At 29.4% G+C, this 16,036-nt stretch carries 23 protein-coding genes; 2 read left to right on the top strand and 21 right to left on the bottom strand.

Features of this window, described 5'->3' with window-relative positions:
* Positions 1 to 303: 303 nt before the first annotated feature.
* The 12 genes from JJC03_RS10005 to JJC03_RS10060 form a co-directional block, all read right to left on the bottom strand.
* Complete coding sequence (locus JJC03_RS10005; RefSeq protein ID WP_235873227.1) at positions 304 to 1,098, bottom strand: hypothetical protein; 795 nt, start codon at positions 1,096 to 1,098, stop codon at positions 304 to 306.
* Positions 1,098 to 1,415: an AHH domain-containing protein gene (locus JJC03_RS10010; RefSeq protein ID WP_235873228.1), complete on the bottom strand. Its 318-nt coding sequence runs from the start codon at positions 1,413 to 1,415 to the stop codon at positions 1,098 to 1,100. The genes JJC03_RS10005 and JJC03_RS10010 overlap by 1 nt, the downstream gene beginning before the upstream one ends.
* Positions 1,416 to 1,459: 44 nt before the next feature.
* Positions 1,460 to 2,257: a hypothetical protein gene (locus JJC03_RS10015; protein ID WP_235873229.1), complete on the bottom strand. Its 798-nt coding sequence runs from the start codon at positions 2,255 to 2,257 to the stop codon at positions 1,460 to 1,462.
* Positions 2,257 to 2,571, bottom strand: coding sequence for an AHH domain-containing protein (locus JJC03_RS10020; protein ID WP_103715672.1), 315 nt, complete (start codon positions 2,569 to 2,571; stop codon positions 2,257 to 2,259). Before JJC03_RS10020 ends, JJC03_RS10015 begins: the two co-directional genes overlap by 1 nt.
* Positions 2,572 to 2,631: 60 nt before the next feature.
* Positions 2,632 to 2,886 (bottom strand): hypothetical protein, encoded by a 255-nt coding sequence (locus JJC03_RS10025; protein WP_103715671.1) that lies wholly within the window; start codon positions 2,884 to 2,886, stop codon positions 2,632 to 2,634.
* A 27-nt stretch (positions 2,887 to 2,913) separates the two neighbouring features.
* Entirely contained in the window at positions 2,914 to 4,572 is a 1,659-nt protein-coding gene (locus tag JJC03_RS10030) for an SH3 domain-containing protein (protein ID WP_235873230.1), read from the bottom strand.
* Complete coding sequence (locus JJC03_RS10035; RefSeq protein ID WP_235873231.1) at positions 4,572 to 4,895, bottom strand: hypothetical protein; 324 nt, start codon at positions 4,893 to 4,895, stop codon at positions 4,572 to 4,574. Before JJC03_RS10035 ends, JJC03_RS10030 begins: the two co-directional genes overlap by 1 nt.
* 19 nt (positions 4,896 to 4,914) lie before the next feature.
* Positions 4,915 to 5,259 carry a hypothetical protein gene (locus JJC03_RS10040; RefSeq protein ID WP_235873232.1) on the bottom strand — a complete coding sequence of 115 codons (345 nt, stop codon included), beginning with the start codon at positions 5,257 to 5,259 and terminating at the stop codon, positions 4,915 to 4,917.
* Between the two features lie 389 nt (positions 5,260 to 5,648).
* Complete coding sequence (locus JJC03_RS10045; RefSeq protein ID WP_088397739.1) at positions 5,649 to 6,074, bottom strand: hypothetical protein; 426 nt, start codon at positions 6,072 to 6,074, stop codon at positions 5,649 to 5,651.
* A 193-nt stretch (positions 6,075 to 6,267) separates the two neighbouring features.
* Positions 6,268 to 7,494 (bottom strand): DUF2586 domain-containing protein, encoded by a 1,227-nt coding sequence (locus JJC03_RS10050; RefSeq protein ID WP_088445164.1) that lies wholly within the window; start codon positions 7,492 to 7,494, stop codon positions 6,268 to 6,270.
* 218 nt (positions 7,495 to 7,712) lie between these two features.
* Positions 7,713 to 7,904, bottom strand: coding sequence for a hypothetical protein (locus JJC03_RS10055; protein ID WP_088397741.1), 192 nt, complete (start codon positions 7,902 to 7,904; stop codon positions 7,713 to 7,715).
* A gap of 35 nt (positions 7,905 to 7,939) precedes the next feature.
* Complete coding sequence (locus JJC03_RS10060; RefSeq protein ID WP_235873233.1) at positions 7,940 to 8,554, bottom strand: hypothetical protein; 615 nt, start codon at positions 8,552 to 8,554, stop codon at positions 7,940 to 7,942.
* A 208-nt stretch (positions 8,555 to 8,762) separates the two neighbouring features.
* Here JJC03_RS10060 and JJC03_RS10065 point away from each other — a divergent pair, with 208 nt between their 5' ends.
* Both JJC03_RS10065 and JJC03_RS17825 read left to right on the top strand, forming a co-directional pair.
* Positions 8,763 to 9,338, top strand: coding sequence for an XRE family transcriptional regulator (locus tag JJC03_RS10065; protein ID WP_258930695.1), 576 nt, complete (start codon positions 8,763 to 8,765; stop codon positions 9,336 to 9,338).
* 23 nt (positions 9,339 to 9,361) lie between these two features.
* Positions 9,362 to 9,559 carry a hypothetical protein gene (locus JJC03_RS17825; RefSeq protein WP_258930697.1) on the top strand — a complete coding sequence of 66 codons (198 nt, stop codon included), beginning with the start codon at positions 9,362 to 9,364 and terminating at the stop codon, positions 9,557 to 9,559.
* Between the two features lie 190 nt (positions 9,560 to 9,749).
* On the opposite strand, the gene JJC03_RS10070 is transcribed toward JJC03_RS17825, so the two are convergent.
* The 9 genes from JJC03_RS10070 to JJC03_RS10105 all read right to left on the bottom strand — a co-directional run bounded on the left by JJC03_RS10070 (position 9,750) and on the right by JJC03_RS10105 (position 15,911).
* Positions 9,750 to 10,055 carry a hypothetical protein gene (locus JJC03_RS10070; protein WP_088397744.1) on the bottom strand — a complete coding sequence of 102 codons (306 nt, stop codon included), beginning with the start codon at positions 10,053 to 10,055 and terminating at the stop codon, positions 9,750 to 9,752.
* Positions 10,056 to 10,237: 182 nt separating this feature from the next.
* Positions 10,238 to 10,702, bottom strand: a complete 465-nt coding sequence (locus JJC03_RS10075; protein ID WP_103715104.1) for a phage holin family protein — start codon at positions 10,700 to 10,702, stop codon at positions 10,238 to 10,240.
* A 680-nt stretch (positions 10,703 to 11,382) separates the two neighbouring features.
* Complete coding sequence (locus JJC03_RS10080; RefSeq protein WP_235873235.1) at positions 11,383 to 12,468, bottom strand: PKD domain-containing protein; 1,086 nt, start codon at positions 12,466 to 12,468, stop codon at positions 11,383 to 11,385.
* A 62-nt stretch (positions 12,469 to 12,530) separates the two neighbouring features.
* The gene (locus JJC03_RS10085) at positions 12,531 to 13,607 is read right to left on the bottom strand and encodes a YiiG family protein (protein ID WP_235873236.1); all 1,077 of its coding nucleotides are present in this window, start codon (positions 13,605 to 13,607) and stop codon (positions 12,531 to 12,533) included.
* Positions 13,608 to 13,656: 49 nt separating this feature from the next.
* Positions 13,657 to 14,214, bottom strand: a complete 558-nt coding sequence (locus JJC03_RS10090; protein WP_088397748.1) for a hypothetical protein — start codon at positions 14,212 to 14,214, stop codon at positions 13,657 to 13,659.
* Positions 14,215 to 14,220: 6 nt separating this feature from the next.
* The gene (locus JJC03_RS17830; protein WP_258930718.1) at positions 14,221 to 14,787 is read right to left on the bottom strand and encodes a hypothetical protein; all 567 of its coding nucleotides are present in this window, start codon (positions 14,785 to 14,787) and stop codon (positions 14,221 to 14,223) included.
* Between the two features lie 83 nt (positions 14,788 to 14,870).
* Positions 14,871 to 15,212: a hypothetical protein gene (locus tag JJC03_RS17835; protein WP_258930728.1), complete on the bottom strand. Its 342-nt coding sequence runs from the start codon at positions 15,210 to 15,212 to the stop codon at positions 14,871 to 14,873.
* A gap of 122 nt (positions 15,213 to 15,334) precedes the next feature.
* Positions 15,335 to 15,637 carry a hypothetical protein gene (locus JJC03_RS10100; protein WP_088397750.1) on the bottom strand — a complete coding sequence of 101 codons (303 nt, stop codon included), beginning with the start codon at positions 15,635 to 15,637 and terminating at the stop codon, positions 15,335 to 15,337.
* Positions 15,624 to 15,911: a hypothetical protein gene (locus JJC03_RS10105; protein ID WP_088397751.1), complete on the bottom strand. Its 288-nt coding sequence runs from the start codon at positions 15,909 to 15,911 to the stop codon at positions 15,624 to 15,626. The genes JJC03_RS10100 and JJC03_RS10105 overlap by 14 nt, the downstream gene beginning before the upstream one ends.
* Positions 15,912 to 16,036 lie beyond the last annotated feature (125 nt).

A 16,036-nucleotide genomic window follows, 5' to 3' on the forward strand; every position in this document is an offset into this window, starting at 1 on the left:
GTTGACTTTCGGTATTGATTAGATGAAAGGCTTCGGCTATCGTTCTTTTGTCGTTACCTGTTTCATGCTGATAATTGGGGAAGAAAAAGTTGGCTATGTTTTTCTCAAAAGTATAGTTGCTTTTTACGTATAAAAAGGTGCGGGTGTATCGGTCTAATTCTGCATGATGTGGGATTAGTTTAGTTGGAATCCCATTCTCTAAACCATTGAAATCAAATTTGTCTTTGTTGTTTTTGACAAAAATAAAAACACCCAGTATTAAAAACTAATAACTGGGTGTGGTACACAAATTAAAAACGAGTTTTACTCTGTTTTCTTTTCAAAATCGTTGATATCTAAACCATCCATAGTACTACGACCATTGATGATAATTTCACGACCTGCATATTCTTTTCTAAAACCTAACTCATTAAAATCTGAAAATAAGGATTTCAATTCATACAATGGTTTTAAATCTAAATCAATCAAATTATTTTCTTCAAACAACTTTTTAGCTTTTTCAGTAACCATAAAAAAAGGCACCATATAGACCCAGTCTAATTCTTGATTGATGTATAAACTTTTTTCTCTAACAAAAATTTCAGAAGGTATTTTTTCAGACATTTCTTCATTTGTTTGAAATAATCCTTCTTCATAATGTAAAATCTCATCTGTATCAATATTTAACCCATAAAAACTTGATTTACTAACATCTGTATAAGGAATCATACTATTATCTATTTGCAAAATAAAATATGGTAATTCTTTTCCTTTATCTATAGTTAACATAATAGGATAAAAACGATGTTTAGGTAGATTAAGTTGTTCCAATACCGTTTTCATTTTAGGTGAAACAGTATAAAAACTCAAATTATATCCACCTGTTTCATTATTTATAAAACTAGGTCCTTTATAGAAATCAGTCTCTATATATTTAACGCTTGCAAATTTTTTATCGTTATGATCTAATTCTAATCTAATTTTAATTTTCTTAAGATCCTCTGTAAAATCTTCTTCTTTGTTGTAAGGAATTCTTAAAACACCTATTTCATCAGGAAAAACTGCCTGTACAGTATCTGAATAAGGTTTAAACTTTGCTTTTAATACATATAAATCCATTAATCATTGAAAATTAAGTTGTTAATTTTTTTACTATCTTCTATTACTTCTTGTATAATTTGCTGCCTAGTTCTATTTATGTGATTCAATAAATTTTTATCAAAAAGTGATTGGCTAAATTGACGATTTTTATCTAAACTAACTTCTTTGATTTCTTTAATTTTGGCTTTTGTTAATTTACTATAATCAGGATGATTACCGTGTCCGCCTAAATCTTCAAATTCTTTACTGTATTTATGAACAGGAATTCCATTATCTAGTCCGTTAAAATCAAATTTGTCTTTGTTGTTTTTTACAAAAATAAAAACACCCAGCATTAAAAACTAATAACTGGGTGTGGTACATAAATTAAAAACGAGTTTTACTCCGTTTTCTTTTCAAAATCATTGCTATCTAAACCATCCATAGTACTACGACCATTGATGATGATTTCACGACCTCCATATTCTTTTCTAAAACCTAATTCGTTATAAAAACCAGCACCCATTTCATAAAAAGGAGTCATTTCTAAATCGATGAGGTTATGTTCTTCAAATAACTTTTTTGATTTTTCAGAAATTATAAAATAAGGTGCCATATAGACCCAATCTAATTCTTGATTGATGTACAATGTCTTTTCTCTTAAAAAAAATCTATCCTTAAGAAATTTAAATAATTGATTTTCTTCTTTTATTTCTCCTATTTTATAAGTAGTTATCTCATCAGTTTTAATATTCTCTCCAAAATAAATTGATTTAGAATAATCCATATAAGGTGTCATATTATAATCTATTTGCAAAATAAAATAAGGTAATTCCTTTCCTTTATCTATAGTTAACATAATAGGATAAAAACGATGTTTGGGTAAGTTTAACTGTTCTAATGTTTCTTTCATTTTAGGCGAAACCGTGTAAAAATCCAAACAATGTCTCGCGCCTTCTTTTGACGATTCTAGAAAATCAGGACCATTATAAAAATCTGTTCCTTTATATTTAATAGTGCCTATCTTTTTATCATTATGATCTAAAGCTAATCTAAATTGTAATTTCTTGATACCTTCAGTAAAATCCTCCTCTTGGTTATACGAAATTTTTTCTCCCCAACCCATATCTTCAGGATAAATAGTTTCTACTCTGTTAATATATGGGTCAAATTTTGGTTTTAATATATATAATTCCATTATTTTGAAAATATTAAATCATTTATTTTTTTGCTATCGTCAATTACCTGCATTATAATATTTTCACGGGTATCACTGATGTGTTTGAGAAGATTTTTTTCAAATAAATCTTGGTCAAATTCACCACTAATTCTACTATTCTTCTTAATTTCCAAAATTCTCTCTTTAGTTAATTCACTGTATTTTGGATGATTCCCATGTCCGCCTAGTTCTTTAAATTCTTTACTGTATTTATGAACAGGAATACCATTATCTAGTCCGTTAAAATCAAATTTGTCTTTGTTGTTTTTGACAAAAATAAAAACACCCAGCATTAAAAACTAATAACTGGGTGTGGTACACAAATTAAAAACTATTTTTTTCGACGAAAACAACTATTCACCGTAAAAATCTTTCAATATTTTATCATAATAGTTTTCATCATACTCATTCCATTCTTCTCCTTTCATTTCATGAATATGTATTAATGCTAATAATCTTAATGGATCTGAAGCTATTAATTCAACTTTATCATTAGAAGCTTTCCAATCAAAGCTTTCTTCATAATCAATTATATTAATTTGAAATCCTTTTTTTAATATTAATTCTAAAGCAGGATTATATGTATTCATTGCGTCTTTTAAAATCATTTTGTCATTTTTTTTTAAATATACAAATTATTTTATTGTTGATTGTGGTATTAAGCCTTCTATAAGAATTTCTTTGTTTTTATTCATTATTTCAAAAACATTATTTGCGTCTTTTAATAAACGCTTATTCGCGCTATTTAACATCATTTGCTTTACAGAATTTGGAGTGTGAATTTTAATTAAACCTTCAAATTCTAATCTTTTAAGATCTTCAAAATCAATACTATAAACCTTTCCTTTCTTAGTGAATTTCAAAACCTTTCCTCTTAATTCAGAAAATGATGTAAAAAGTGAAGTTTCTCCTTTACTAGGTCTTCTAACATGTTCCCAAGGGGTCATTATATCTGCTTTTCCTCCAAGCTTTATACCAATATCACCACTTTTGTAAAAATCATCAGCTCTATAAACTTTCCCTGGTGTAAAATCATCCACCACCTTTTTCGGCTCACTGGCTTTCATGTATAAATCAAAAGAGTTTGCTTTAACATCTTTAACTTGCCATGTAACCTTTAGTTTAGGGTAAATTTTTGCCTGTGCTTTTAAACTTGCGATTAAAGTTTCTTTGCTTGCGCCTTTTACATCTAATGCTTTTGCTGTAACTCTAGCTTGTGTTAATAATGCCCAGCGCATCCAGTTTTTGGTATCGTCAGGGTCTCTATCATAATCACCTTTTAGGAAGTATTTTTTAGGAAGTTTGGCTTTTAATTTTGCTTTGATGTCATGGGTGAAATCAACCACCTTTAAAATAACTTTACCTAACTTTCCTAACTTTGATACCCATTTAGTAAGGTTTGCTGCGCCTCCTGTAAAAATACCCAAAAGCACTTCTAATAAAATATTACCTAAAAATAATCCTACAACTCTACCTTTCTCAAAGCTAGAAGCACTTCTCCAATTATTGATGGTTTTCATGACCTGTTCCGCCATGCCACCCAGCATTCCTATCAAAAGTTTTTTGATTTTTTCAGGAGTCATGGTTTGAAACAAATTGAGAATGTTTTCGTACATTTCAGTGAACTTAGAAAACAATTTTCCTGTAAAAAGATCTTTAATGGTATCAATGATTTGTTTCATAGAGTCAAGTTGGCCTTCTAACATATCATAAATACCTCTTCCAATTCCTTCTATTATGCCCGCTATAAGTCCAAGTGCGCCGTCAATAAATTCTTGTAGTATGCGTCCTGTTTTAATTGTAGCATTCATGAGCTTAGAACGTTTGCTTAGAATGCCTTTTTTTTGCTGTAATTTGATATAAGCTAAAGTTGGAATACGTACTATATGTCCTTGGGTAAGTTGTAGTTGTGCGTATAAGGTTCTTGCTTTTTCAAAACTAGGGTCAGCAGCTGCCTTATGGGCAAGCTCAATTGAAGGCAGGGTGTTTTGAAGGATGATGCCGTGGTTATGTTGACTTTCGGTATTGATTAGATGAAAGGCTTCGGCTATCGTTCTTTTGTCGTTACCTGTTTCATGCTGATAATTGGGGAAGAAAAAGTTGGCTATGTTTTTCTCAAAAGTATAGTTGCTTTTTACGTATAAAAAAGTGCGGGTGTATCGATCTAATTCTGCATGATGTGGGATTATTTGTATGTATCTTTTTTCGATATAGCCGTATTGATTGTCCAGCGTTTTTACCTTATACCAGCCTTTGTTTTGTGCTTCTTGTTGTACAACTGTTACTCGATCCATTAGTTTATACACCTTAGCGGAGTTGCCTTTTTGTTTATATATTGAGCATCGTAAGCGGCAGGGGTATGGTGTAGGCGAATGCCATTTTCGGCTACAATAAATCCTCTTTTGTTGATTTTTTGGATGGCTGGTTGTGCCTTTTTTTGGATGGTTTTTGAAGCGGTTTTGTGTTGGGTTATCGCATAGTTGGGTGTGAATTTATTCAGTTCGGCTTTTGCTTTCTTCCTTTCATAATTTTCTCTCAGGATTTGAAGCATAAACTGATCGAAGCGTTGTAATTCCGCTTCGCTAGTGTTTTTTAATCGCAAAGTGTAATTTTTCATAACGCTCGGATTGTTAGGGTTAGAGTACTTCTACTTTTACGGGTTTGGGCTGGATGGCATCCGAAAACGAAGTGGCTATGTTTAATCGTAAGTCATCATCGGTTTCTATTTCGGCGTTGCCTCCCAGATAACAGTTTTTGAAGAGTACCTCTAAGGCTTTGAATTCATCCATCTTGGAAGCTTGTAATACGGCCGAGCGTATGGCTATGTCTGGTTTTTTGAAATAAGCAAATAGGGTTGTGCCGTCTTCATCTTGTAAGCTTAGTTTAATAATTTTTTTGTGTTTGTATTTCCACTGGTTAAATTGAGCCAGTGTAATAGATCCGTCTATTACCTCTAGGGTGCTTTGTGTTTCTGTTGCCATGGCTAATGTGTTTTATAAGTGTGGTTTGTGGTGAAGTAGTAGTAAAAAAGAAGCTACTTTGAATAAAAGTGGTTCGCTGTCAATGGTAGGGTGTTGAGGAAACTAGAATTGTAAAAAAGATAGTAATCTCTGTTAAGTGAGACCTAACAGGTTTCTAAAGCCTGTTAGGCCTGGAAAAGAAAATAATATTGTAATTTGTTTTCCTTAACTTAATGACAGTGGATTCGCAGTAGCTTCTGTCACTTGCAAGGTCAGATTTAGTATAGAGCTCGATTTTAAAAATGTTGCAGTTGGACTATTGTGTTTAGCAACTTAGAAGATTGTTTTTTCTCTTTCAAATCGGACCTAGCAAGGTGTTAGTGTTTGGTTTGTTTATAGGAAATGGTTTTTTAGTTCCACTCAATATGCGAACAAATCAAGTCAAAAGAAACTGCAATTTTAGTGTCTCCTTGGCTAACCGCTCTACTGTTTGAGTTGAATTCACAATTTCTAACGGTGTGTGTAATCACTTCGTTGCTATCGTCTAAGTAGCTCACAATGATACTGAAAGGAGCAACATCCTGCATACGCTTCCCTTTTGGTAAAGAGGCTAAGATAGCTTCAACTTCGTAGTTGTATAAGGTAATAGATGCTTTGGCTTCGTACTTACCTCTTCCGCGGTGTACAGGCATGTCGCCAGCACCATAATGGTTTTCTTTAGCAACCGAGTCGCTATAGTTAATAGAAGTAATACCTGTTACAATATTTCCTGCAATGCTTACTTCAATAGATGACCAGCTGTGTTGTTGTCCGTTAATTAATGGTAATTTATTCATTGGTTTTTAAAATTTATTTAGTTAAAAAAAAGGCATAAGTAGTCCATCCAACTGATGAAAAGTTTCATCGAAGGGGCGATATGTCCTGATAAAATGGGTTGATTCCGTGAATGGAAATTGAGAACGTTGTGTGTTCAGAAAGGCTGTTGTTTAGCCTTTAGGATTCGTGGGAAGAAGGGTAACTGTTAGAAGTTTAGGCTTTGTCGATTCCGAAAGGGTTTTTGAAACCTAAGTCAACTTTAATTTTTCTAGCAGTACCTACAGGAATAACTTCTGCTTTTACTTTTAATTCAGAGGTAGCCAAGATGTTTTGTTTAGGATCTACATAGACATCAAAAGCAGAGATTTCTTGGTTAGCTAACATACCTTCTAAGGCAGCTCTACATAAGCCTTCAAACGATTTAGAAACCGATTGTGGTAATTTACCATCAATATCTACTAATACGGGAGAAGCTAATTTGGGTAATAAAGCCGTACGTAATAAACGAGTAGCTTTGTTAATGGTACGGTTGTTTTCTATATAGGCATAATCATCTGTTGATTTAGTACAGGTATGACTATCGTTAAAATAAATACCAGCTAAGCCTGTATGTGTTTTAGCAAAAACATAACGTTTTTCGTTTAACGTATTTAAGTCTCCTTGTGTGCGGTTAACTTTTCCACCTACAAACCCGGCTTTAGCAAAACCTTTGCCTGTTAAGTTGAATTTTTCAATCCAAGCAACATTTTCAGAAACCTTAGCTTTAGATACAGCGCCTAAAAATACGCCTACCGCTGCGGTGTTTGAATAGTTGTATTCTTGTCCTTTTTCTAAATCCATAGCAACTACTAAGGTCACATTTTCAGCTTTTTTTGTAGATAAGTCTGTTAATTTTGATAAATCTTCAGTATTAACATTAAAACCTTTTCCTTCTAAAATGATTTCCAAAGGCATGAAATCTTTAAAGCATTGGTTTGCTTGAACTTGTGCTTCATCAATTGCTAATTCTGTTTCAGAAAAAGAAGTACTCACTTTATTGAAGATGATTGCCATTTGGCGGATAGCTCCATTTGTTTTTTCTTGCATGAATTTCGCTTTTTTTACTACATCTGCATAAGTTCTTGTAAAAGAGGAGTCTACATTATTTGTTTTTTTGATTTCAGTATTAGAAACAACCATGATAAATAAGTCTCCCGAAGTATTCATACGGAAAAATTGATCGATTTGATAAAAAGCAGATTGGCCATCTTTATCATAATTTTCTGTAATTCCTAATGTTATTGCGTCTTCTACTGAGGCTAGACGGTATAAGGTGTCGTGCTTTAATTTATCCGTTTCTACACCGTTAAAAAGTAAACCAGATACCATGTCTTGCTCAGGCATTCTTCTTCCTAAACCACCTGATAATTTGTTAATTTCTACATTGTTTAATGTACTCATAAAATAAATATTTAATAGTTAAAAATACGTGTTCAGTTAAGGCAATAGATGAACTTTAACAAGTTTTGTAAGCTTGTTTTTTTTGCCTTTAAAAAATAAATTTTGAGTGTTAGTTTGTGTTAAAATAAGCTGCGTAAAGCTTTATTATTAAGGTTTGTTTTTCTGGTAAATAAGGGCAAATGTAAGTCGTTTTTTTTGATATTTTTTGTTTTACTATGTTAGTAATCAGTGATTTCAGTTGTTTGAATATTAAGCCCTTCGTTTATAATTGAATAGATTGTTCGTTCTGTTAAGAATAAGGTTTCAGAAAGTTCAGCAACAATTGCTTTCATTTGTTTTGCTTGATTTTTATTTAAGTAATCAATAACAAAATCTCTTCTTTTTTCTAATAATGTTTTACTTCTTCTCATTTTTTAGTTTTGTTTTTAGTTTAATAGATATGGTATTATTTATTCTTTTTAGAATTAGTTTCAAGGTTTTGTTCAATTTTTAATTGATTTTCATTACGAATAAAATCGTCAGAGGTGTATCCTAGATTATTGATTTCTTGATCTGAAGTTCCATTGTTAATTAAAATATATTTGCGTTTTAATGTGTTTTCTACTAACGTAGTCTTATAGGTTATTTCCCATATGAAAAAATTATCTTTTGTCCAGTGGCTTTGATTTGCGTTAATATGTTGTTTTTCTTCTATTTTAAAGGTTGAATGGTTGTCTATAAATTTGTTGTTGTGATTTTTGGTTAAAATAGCGGTATCTATTTTTTGAGCATAATCAAATGCTAATTCATAGTTTTCTAATAAATTTTGGGTTTTAGGAAGAACTATTGAGATACTAAATAATACATCTGCTTTATATGTTTTTTCTGATGAAGATTCCCATTTTATGGTGTCATATTTGAACATGAAAATAGGAGTTGTAATATCGTTATTAAAAATATCTTCGGTATAAAGATGAATCGTTGGAGATTCTTTTGTTAAGCTATTAAGCTCGTTTTTAGTATTGATAGCTTTTCTTTGTAAAAATGTTTTAAAATCATATGTTGTAATTTTGTTAGACAAATATACTACATATGTTTTAATATTCAAAATAAAATTTCAACATATTGCGGTTATTTCAGTAATATGTTTTATTTTTTTCGTTTTTTATAAGTATGTAGTTCATTTTTAAAACAATGCTATAAAAACTATTTTGGGTGTTTTAAAAAAAAATGTTTTAAATTTGAAACATATTCTTATATGTATAAGATCTTAATGAAAAGTGTTAGTTATGGATATACATGAAAAAATAAAATTGATTATTGATACCTTGAAACTGAACAATAATTCCTTTGCTAAATTAATAGGAGTTACGACCACCACAATAGATAGTATAACTAATGGAAGGTTACAAGAAAATGGTGAACGTAAAAAAACAAAACCAGGTTACGATTTAATTAATAGTATTGTTGAGCATTGTAATGTTAATCCTGATTATTTATTTGAAAAGAGTGATGAAATGTTTGTGATAGGGGATGGAACTTTTGGTTTATCAATGCCTAAAGTGATTACAATAAATGAAGATGGAAAAGAAAATATTAATTTAATTGGAGCTCAAGCTCGTGCGGGCTATCTTAATGGATATGCTGATCCTGAATATATAGAGAAATTACCTGCTTTTAGTATGCCGATGTTAAATGAAGGGACGTATAGGTGTTTTGAGGTGAAAGGAAATTCTATGACAACTACTATACATGATGGGGATTATATTTTTGGTAGGTATGTTGAAAATTTTGAGGATATAGTAGATGGTAGAATTTATGTAATTGTAAGTAAGTATGATGGTGTAGTTGTAAAAGAGTTTTAAATAGAATAAAAGAAAGTGGGAAGTTGATTTTAAAATCAGACAATCGAGATGGAAACTTTCCTGTTTATTCTATAAATGCTGAAGATGTATTGGAAGTATGGTATGCTAAGATGTATGCCTCTAAGCAAATGCCCGATCCTGTTAGTATTTATGAAAAAATACATGAATTAGAGAGTAAGGTGTATGAATTAGAAAATCTTTTTAGGTCTTCAAAAAAATGAACTAATATTATTTAAAGATTTATTTCTTCTCAAATAAGAGTATCTGTTTATATTTTGTCTGGTATAAGATGCTTTAAATTATAACTATAAGAAATTTTGTTTATTTCTTAGTTTTTGCTTCGGTTTATTAAAACCGAAGCAATTGTATCATAAAATATGAATGTATATACTTTTTTAAAGTGCTAATGGTTTAACTTTTAGTTTTTCTAAAATAAATTAAACCGTTTTTTGTATATTCATTTTCTATAAAAAAACTATCCTCTAAATCAAATTGAATAGAGAAGTCTTCTGTAAAATTAATAATTTCAAAAATGCTTCCATCCCCAGTTATTTCAATATTTAAATTATTTTTTAAATTTTGTATTTCTTCTTCCTCTATTAGTTCTTCATAGCATAAAAATAGATCATATTTTTTTTGAGAATTGACTAATGAACTAAAAGTTATTTTATATACCTCTGATGTAAAAGGCATAGGTGTAGGCCTATTATTGATCATAAGACATGAGTTACTTATATCAATGTAATTATTCTCTTTTTAATGTTAAATAAACGTTTCAAGGTTTTATTATATAGTTCAGTTTGTTTTATAAATATTTTTTAAGAACGTTATATGCGACTAATTCCAGATCTATAAAAGGCTAAAAATAAGTTAAAGTTTTAATCAAAAATTTAGTAAAATCAAGGTCCCTTGTATGCGTCAAGTGATTTTAATAATTTTTTAAAAAATCTGATTAACAAATTTCTAATTGCCTTTAATAGTTGAGTAAGAGCATCAAAATTTTCAATTTCTTTTTTAGTTTTTATAGCAATTATATTACTAAAAATAGAAATACCATCACTAACTATTAATAAATCAATTACTATGGTTACAAACCACTTAAAATCGTAATTAAGACCTTTACTCATTAGGGCTAATGCTACTGGAATCAACAAAATAGCAAGTTTAGATACAAATCCTAAAGCTAATTTTTTAAAACTAAATATATTATTTAATACAATGGCTTTTATAATCCCTAAAAAGGTATCTATAACCATTAAAAAAAATAGCACTTTTACGATTTCAATATCTAAATCTAAATAAAGAACTACTCCGTAAAGTAGTATTTTTACTTCATTTATATAATAATTTGCTTTATTAATCATACTTTAGTGTATTATGGGGGGATACAAAATAAGTGGTATTCTTAAAAAGCAAATAGGCTAAATAATCTTTCTTTCTTGTGAGAATGCAATACTTAAAAAAAATAATTAGCTTACAAGTTATCTTATTAATAATAAATGCTAAGGTCTTATTATTAAATAGAGTAGCTTGAGTTTTTCTGATAAAATCTCTTACAAAAATTTTGCCATTTATTGGAGTTAAATGTATTTTTTTTCTTATAGAAAGATTTTTACAAACTATTCGTAGGTTGTACGTATGTTTTGTTAAAAAAGTTACAAATGAAAGAAGGTAATTTTTTAAAATAGATTTAGATTTTAGATCAAGGGTATAAGTGAAGGATAAAAATGAAAAACTATTTAGATTTAAAAAAAGAAATACTCTTTATAGAGATTTATTAAATTTATTTTTTTTTGAAATAATTGCATGATGATAGGGCTTATAGATGTATGAAATAAGAGAGAGACTGTACAAAAAATAATATTCAGTTTGTTATTATTAATAGGAACTAACTTACGATAAGTATAATCCAAGTTGACTTCTTTAAAATTATTATAAAGCAGTTTTAGATTTTCCTAGTTGTCTTTTATGAAAAGTTACTGAATAGGGTTTAATAGATTTGTACAGCCTCTTTTTAAAAGGGTTAATTTAGAAATATTATTTTTTAATCTAATAAAATATTGCTATCAAATGTACATTCTAAATTAGTACTAGTTCCATCATTTGTAATAGTAAAAAGAGCTTTTGAAAGAGCATAAATAGAGTTTTCAATAGGAGGAATATAAGTTAAATTCATCTCTTCTTCTTTTGATATTTCTTTATTAATCGAAGGCTGATATAAAGCTCCATTCATATAATTAGCTCCAGTATAGAATATACATTCTAATTTCTTATGTCCGTCAGGACCAATTATAATTTTATCATTTTCTTTGACACTTTTTGATATACTATTTTTTTCTATAGCTGATATTGTAATAGGATTATGAATAAAATCAGGAGAAATGTAAAGAGAACTGTGACCACTTATTGTTGCATTATAAGGAATATTATTGATACCTTTTGTGACTTTTAGTGATAGAATTGTTTCAATATCAAGTTCTTCATTTGGTTTACCTGTTATGGTAATTAAATGATTAGAAATTCCATTAGTATTACTGATCATTTGACTAACTATAGACCTTTTCATCATAATTTTTATGTCTTTTTCAGTTTTATTACCAAATGGGTCTGTAACTGAAAGTCTAAAAATATAAGGGTTTTGTGAGTCGTTGATTTCTAGATTGTTAACTGTTAGTTTGATGATGTTGGAAGATTTAGCAATGGTTGTTCCTGTAAAATTAACTCCTGTGTTTGTTGGACCTTGAATTTGTGCCCAATTGTATGTAAGAGTTTCATTATCTATATCAATAAGAGTTGCATTAAATTCAACGGTGGATGTATTGACTTTATATATACCATTTGTATCAACTGTAATGCTTTCGTTAGCCGGTACTAAGTTAGAAATTGAAGGAGCATTATTTTTTTTAACAGTTACACTAGTAGTACCAGAAATCACAATTCCATTTCCGATGGTTGCTGATAATTTATAATGATATATTCCTTCGGTAAGAGCATTTAGTTTTAATGTATTTTGATTAGAGATGATATGGCTAGGCAAGGCAGAGCCATCTGCATAACTCCATTCATATTGTGAAACAATAGTATCAACGCTTGCTATGAGTTCTATTTCACCAGTAGTAGATTGTCCCATAGGAAGATTAATAGTTTTATTAGCAATTTTTACAGTACCTCCGATATATTGAATAAAATGTACTACGCGATAAGGGGGAGTAGTTTTATTTTTTCTGGATTGTCTTCTCCAAATAAAATTTTTCCAATCTTTGTACTATAAAAAGGAGTAGCTCCTCCTGGAGAAGAATCTGTATTTCCATCATGTATCTGATAATAATATGATAATTCAACTTTTGGTAGATTTTGTTTGGTAATTTCATATTCAAAAAGACCTCCTTTACTATTAAGAGTATTTAAATTACTGTTTTTTTCATCTAAACCTATAGGCATTTTCCCTTGTAGTGGGGTGTATTCTATCCATCCTTGCGGTATTTCATTTGCGGGTTTATCCCATAACGCGATGGTGCCAATAGGAACGGAGCCTTGTGGACGTTTTTCTAACGCTTCTATTCTTTTAATGAGTTGGTCTACTAATATTTTTTCAGCTTTTTCATCAGTAAGTTTTTGAATTGCTTGTTGGAACTGTAAGTTTAATTGATTAATTTGAGTTACGACCTGATCTACATAGCTTTTATCTGCTTTAGTATTCGTAATTTGTCTTAAGTCTTCTAGTTTGTTTGTAAGAGTATTAACAATGGAAAATAAATTTGAAATATCGTTAGAAATACTATTAATATCTTTTATTTTTTTAAAATTATTAAGGTTATATAGATTTATTATTTTGTTTTCTTGAATTTCTGTAGTTTCAATATTTTCACTGATAATATATTCAGCTTGGTAATCTACATATACTTCTTTTAAATTACCATCACCAAAATTTAATGGAGTTGTTGTTCTGATAGTTTTTATATATTGAGTAGGAGTACTCAGTCCTTTTCCTAATTTTAGAGGATATAAAATACCTTGAATATTCTTTTTTATAGGTTCTTTTGAATTAAGATTTATTGACGTTTCTAAATCAGGAAGTTCTTGATGGATTACTAGCCAACCTTGATTTGTTTTTTTGTCTTCGGCAATGATGTAATTATTTTCAGGAGTTATGCTTAAATGAGCTTTAATTGCTTCAAATAACTCATGTCTATAGGCTGTTTGGAGGTATTTTAATGTTTCTTGCTCTAGAGGAAAACCTCCAGCATTATTAAAATTAATTTGTTTCATGTTTAAAAAAATTTATGATAAAAACTATTGGATTGTATGGATTGTTTGATTATTGATTTTTTGGGGTATACTTAATGAATTCGTATGTTTTTCCCGCTAATTTGTAAAAATCTAGAATGTCTCTGTATTTTGATTTCATAAAGGAGATACTGTTTGGTATAAATACTCTGAAGTCCGCATATCTAACTTTTGAGTCATCTTTATGAACAAGGTATAGTGGTTTTAAAAGCTCATTTTTTTCAGGTTCATCATTTAAATATATTTTTGGAGGAATGATATATTTTTTTTGTTCGTATTCAGAATGTAAATAAATATATTGATGCTTAGGTTTTATTGTTTCATCTATAAAAATAAGAGCATTGTCTTTTTTTATTTTAGTAGAATAATTGGGGTTATATGTCTTAGATGTGTTAAATGTTTCATTTAAAACTTTTTCCAGATAGATAACTTGCCCAGTGTGTTGCATTTTGTAAAGCGTTTCTTCGTAGATCTTTTTTAAAGGACTTAATAAAACGTTTAACCAGTCAAAATGTGTTCTTTTTCTTAATAATGGAGGAATTAGCCATAGGAGTGCTTTTTTCCATTCAATAGTGGTGTACTTCTTCATTTTTTATTATTTAGATTCATATTCTCGGTAGAAAGTGTAAGGTTTGTATGTAATGTTCATTTTTAGATCTTCTAAGTCAAAATACCCTGCTTTAGGTATTACAAAATCTTCTTTGATAATTTTAAATGAATCATTTTCGCTTGTGTTTACCGTTTTATTTACTTTTGAGCTAGCTTCTATTAGAATAGGAATTTTTACTCCTTCTGCTTTTTGTATAGCATCAATTAAGAATGTTTTGACAAATGCTCCATTAAAGTCTAAGTTTTTTAAATAATTTCTAATAGCATCTTCTACAGGTTTTTTATTGGAATTAATTAAGGTGCCAATTTTTGGGTCTTTAGGAGTATTTTCTGTAATTGTATTGTCATTTTGAATTTTATCTTCATCACTTACATTAATTACTAAAGGATCAACATAGACATCAAGTGTTAATGATAAAATATCTCCAGGTAATGATTCTATAATTATTTGATTCCCCGCATCTTTTATTCTTGATATATATTCTTTTAGGTTAGAAAGTTGATCGTTTGAAATGGGCTTTATATTTTCACCCATATCGGTTGCTACTTTCATGTGTACAACTCCTATATTGTTATATAAATGACTTGAATTACCAAAAAGTTGTGTGTTATTTTTACCAATTAAAGCTTCTAGTTCTACTTCACTAACTGCACAGTGTTTGATGATTTTTGTAATTCTATGTCACTTTTTAAGCTATCTGGATTCGTTTCAAATTGATAAGAACCATCTTTCCAAATCAGATTTTGACCATGTATATAGTTTAATGCTTGCTCACGATACCAGTTGAGGGTATGAGGTCTAGAGATTAAAGCATTTCTTTCAACTATTTTTTCATGTATCCAAATAGCAGTAGCGACTATATTAATCCACAATTTCCAAATACTTGTTTTAGATTCGTTATTAAGTTTATTAAGTGATATTGTATCTTTTTTTTGTTCTAGAATTTCATTCTGAATTTCAGCAATTGTCCGTGCCATATATTAAAAATTTAATTAAAAGTTATCCTGCAAGCAAAGTATAGTTTGCCTGTAATGAGTTATTACGTTATTTTTATCAGATAGATGATTAGCACTTGCTAATCAGAAAGGGAAGGAAGATGTTAATAGACAAAAAAATCATCTTCAAGAGTCATGAAATTTATTCCAGTCAGATCATTTATCAGGTCTTCATCTTCTTTAGAACTACCTGTTGCTGGCTTTATGTTTCGAGACTTATAATAATCAACAATGTCTTTTTTGAAAGCTTCACGACCAATTATGAGATCTTCATATTCAGATAAATCATTTGTGATGTTATAAAAACCATTATCATCTAAGATATCAAACGTAGTTTCTATGCTGCCATATTCTTGTAATGCGATGTCAAAAATATTTTGATTTTGTTGTGGTCTAATAGTGCCCATCTATGATAATGTTGTTTAAGTTGTTAATATCTAATGTTTTGATATAGAAGTTGTCATAGGATAATTGTTTGTCAATTTCGTTTTCTAAGCGTAATCTTGAAGTTGTATCAGGACTATTTACATATTGACTAATGCCAACTCCTAGAATAGGGAACTCTTTATAATTTCCTTTTTGAGTAAGAAGTAAAAATTCAATATTTTGTTGTTCTACTTGATCAATTAAAAAATCGTTTTCTGCAATTTTTAAATCATCGTTTATAATGAAATCGTTCATGTTAATAGAATTTAAAGTTTTGTTTTAAAATTGAGAGCGCTCTCGTTTTGAAGGTTTTGTTATACAAAAATAATCTCTTAAAAGGGTTTATTAAAGTTTTTTGAAGGGAAGAAACGGTAGTTTCA

This window comes from Flavobacterium oreochromis, from assembly GCF_019565455.1.
Lineage (GTDB): Bacteria > Bacteroidota > Bacteroidia > Flavobacteriales > Flavobacteriaceae > Flavobacterium > Flavobacterium oreochromis.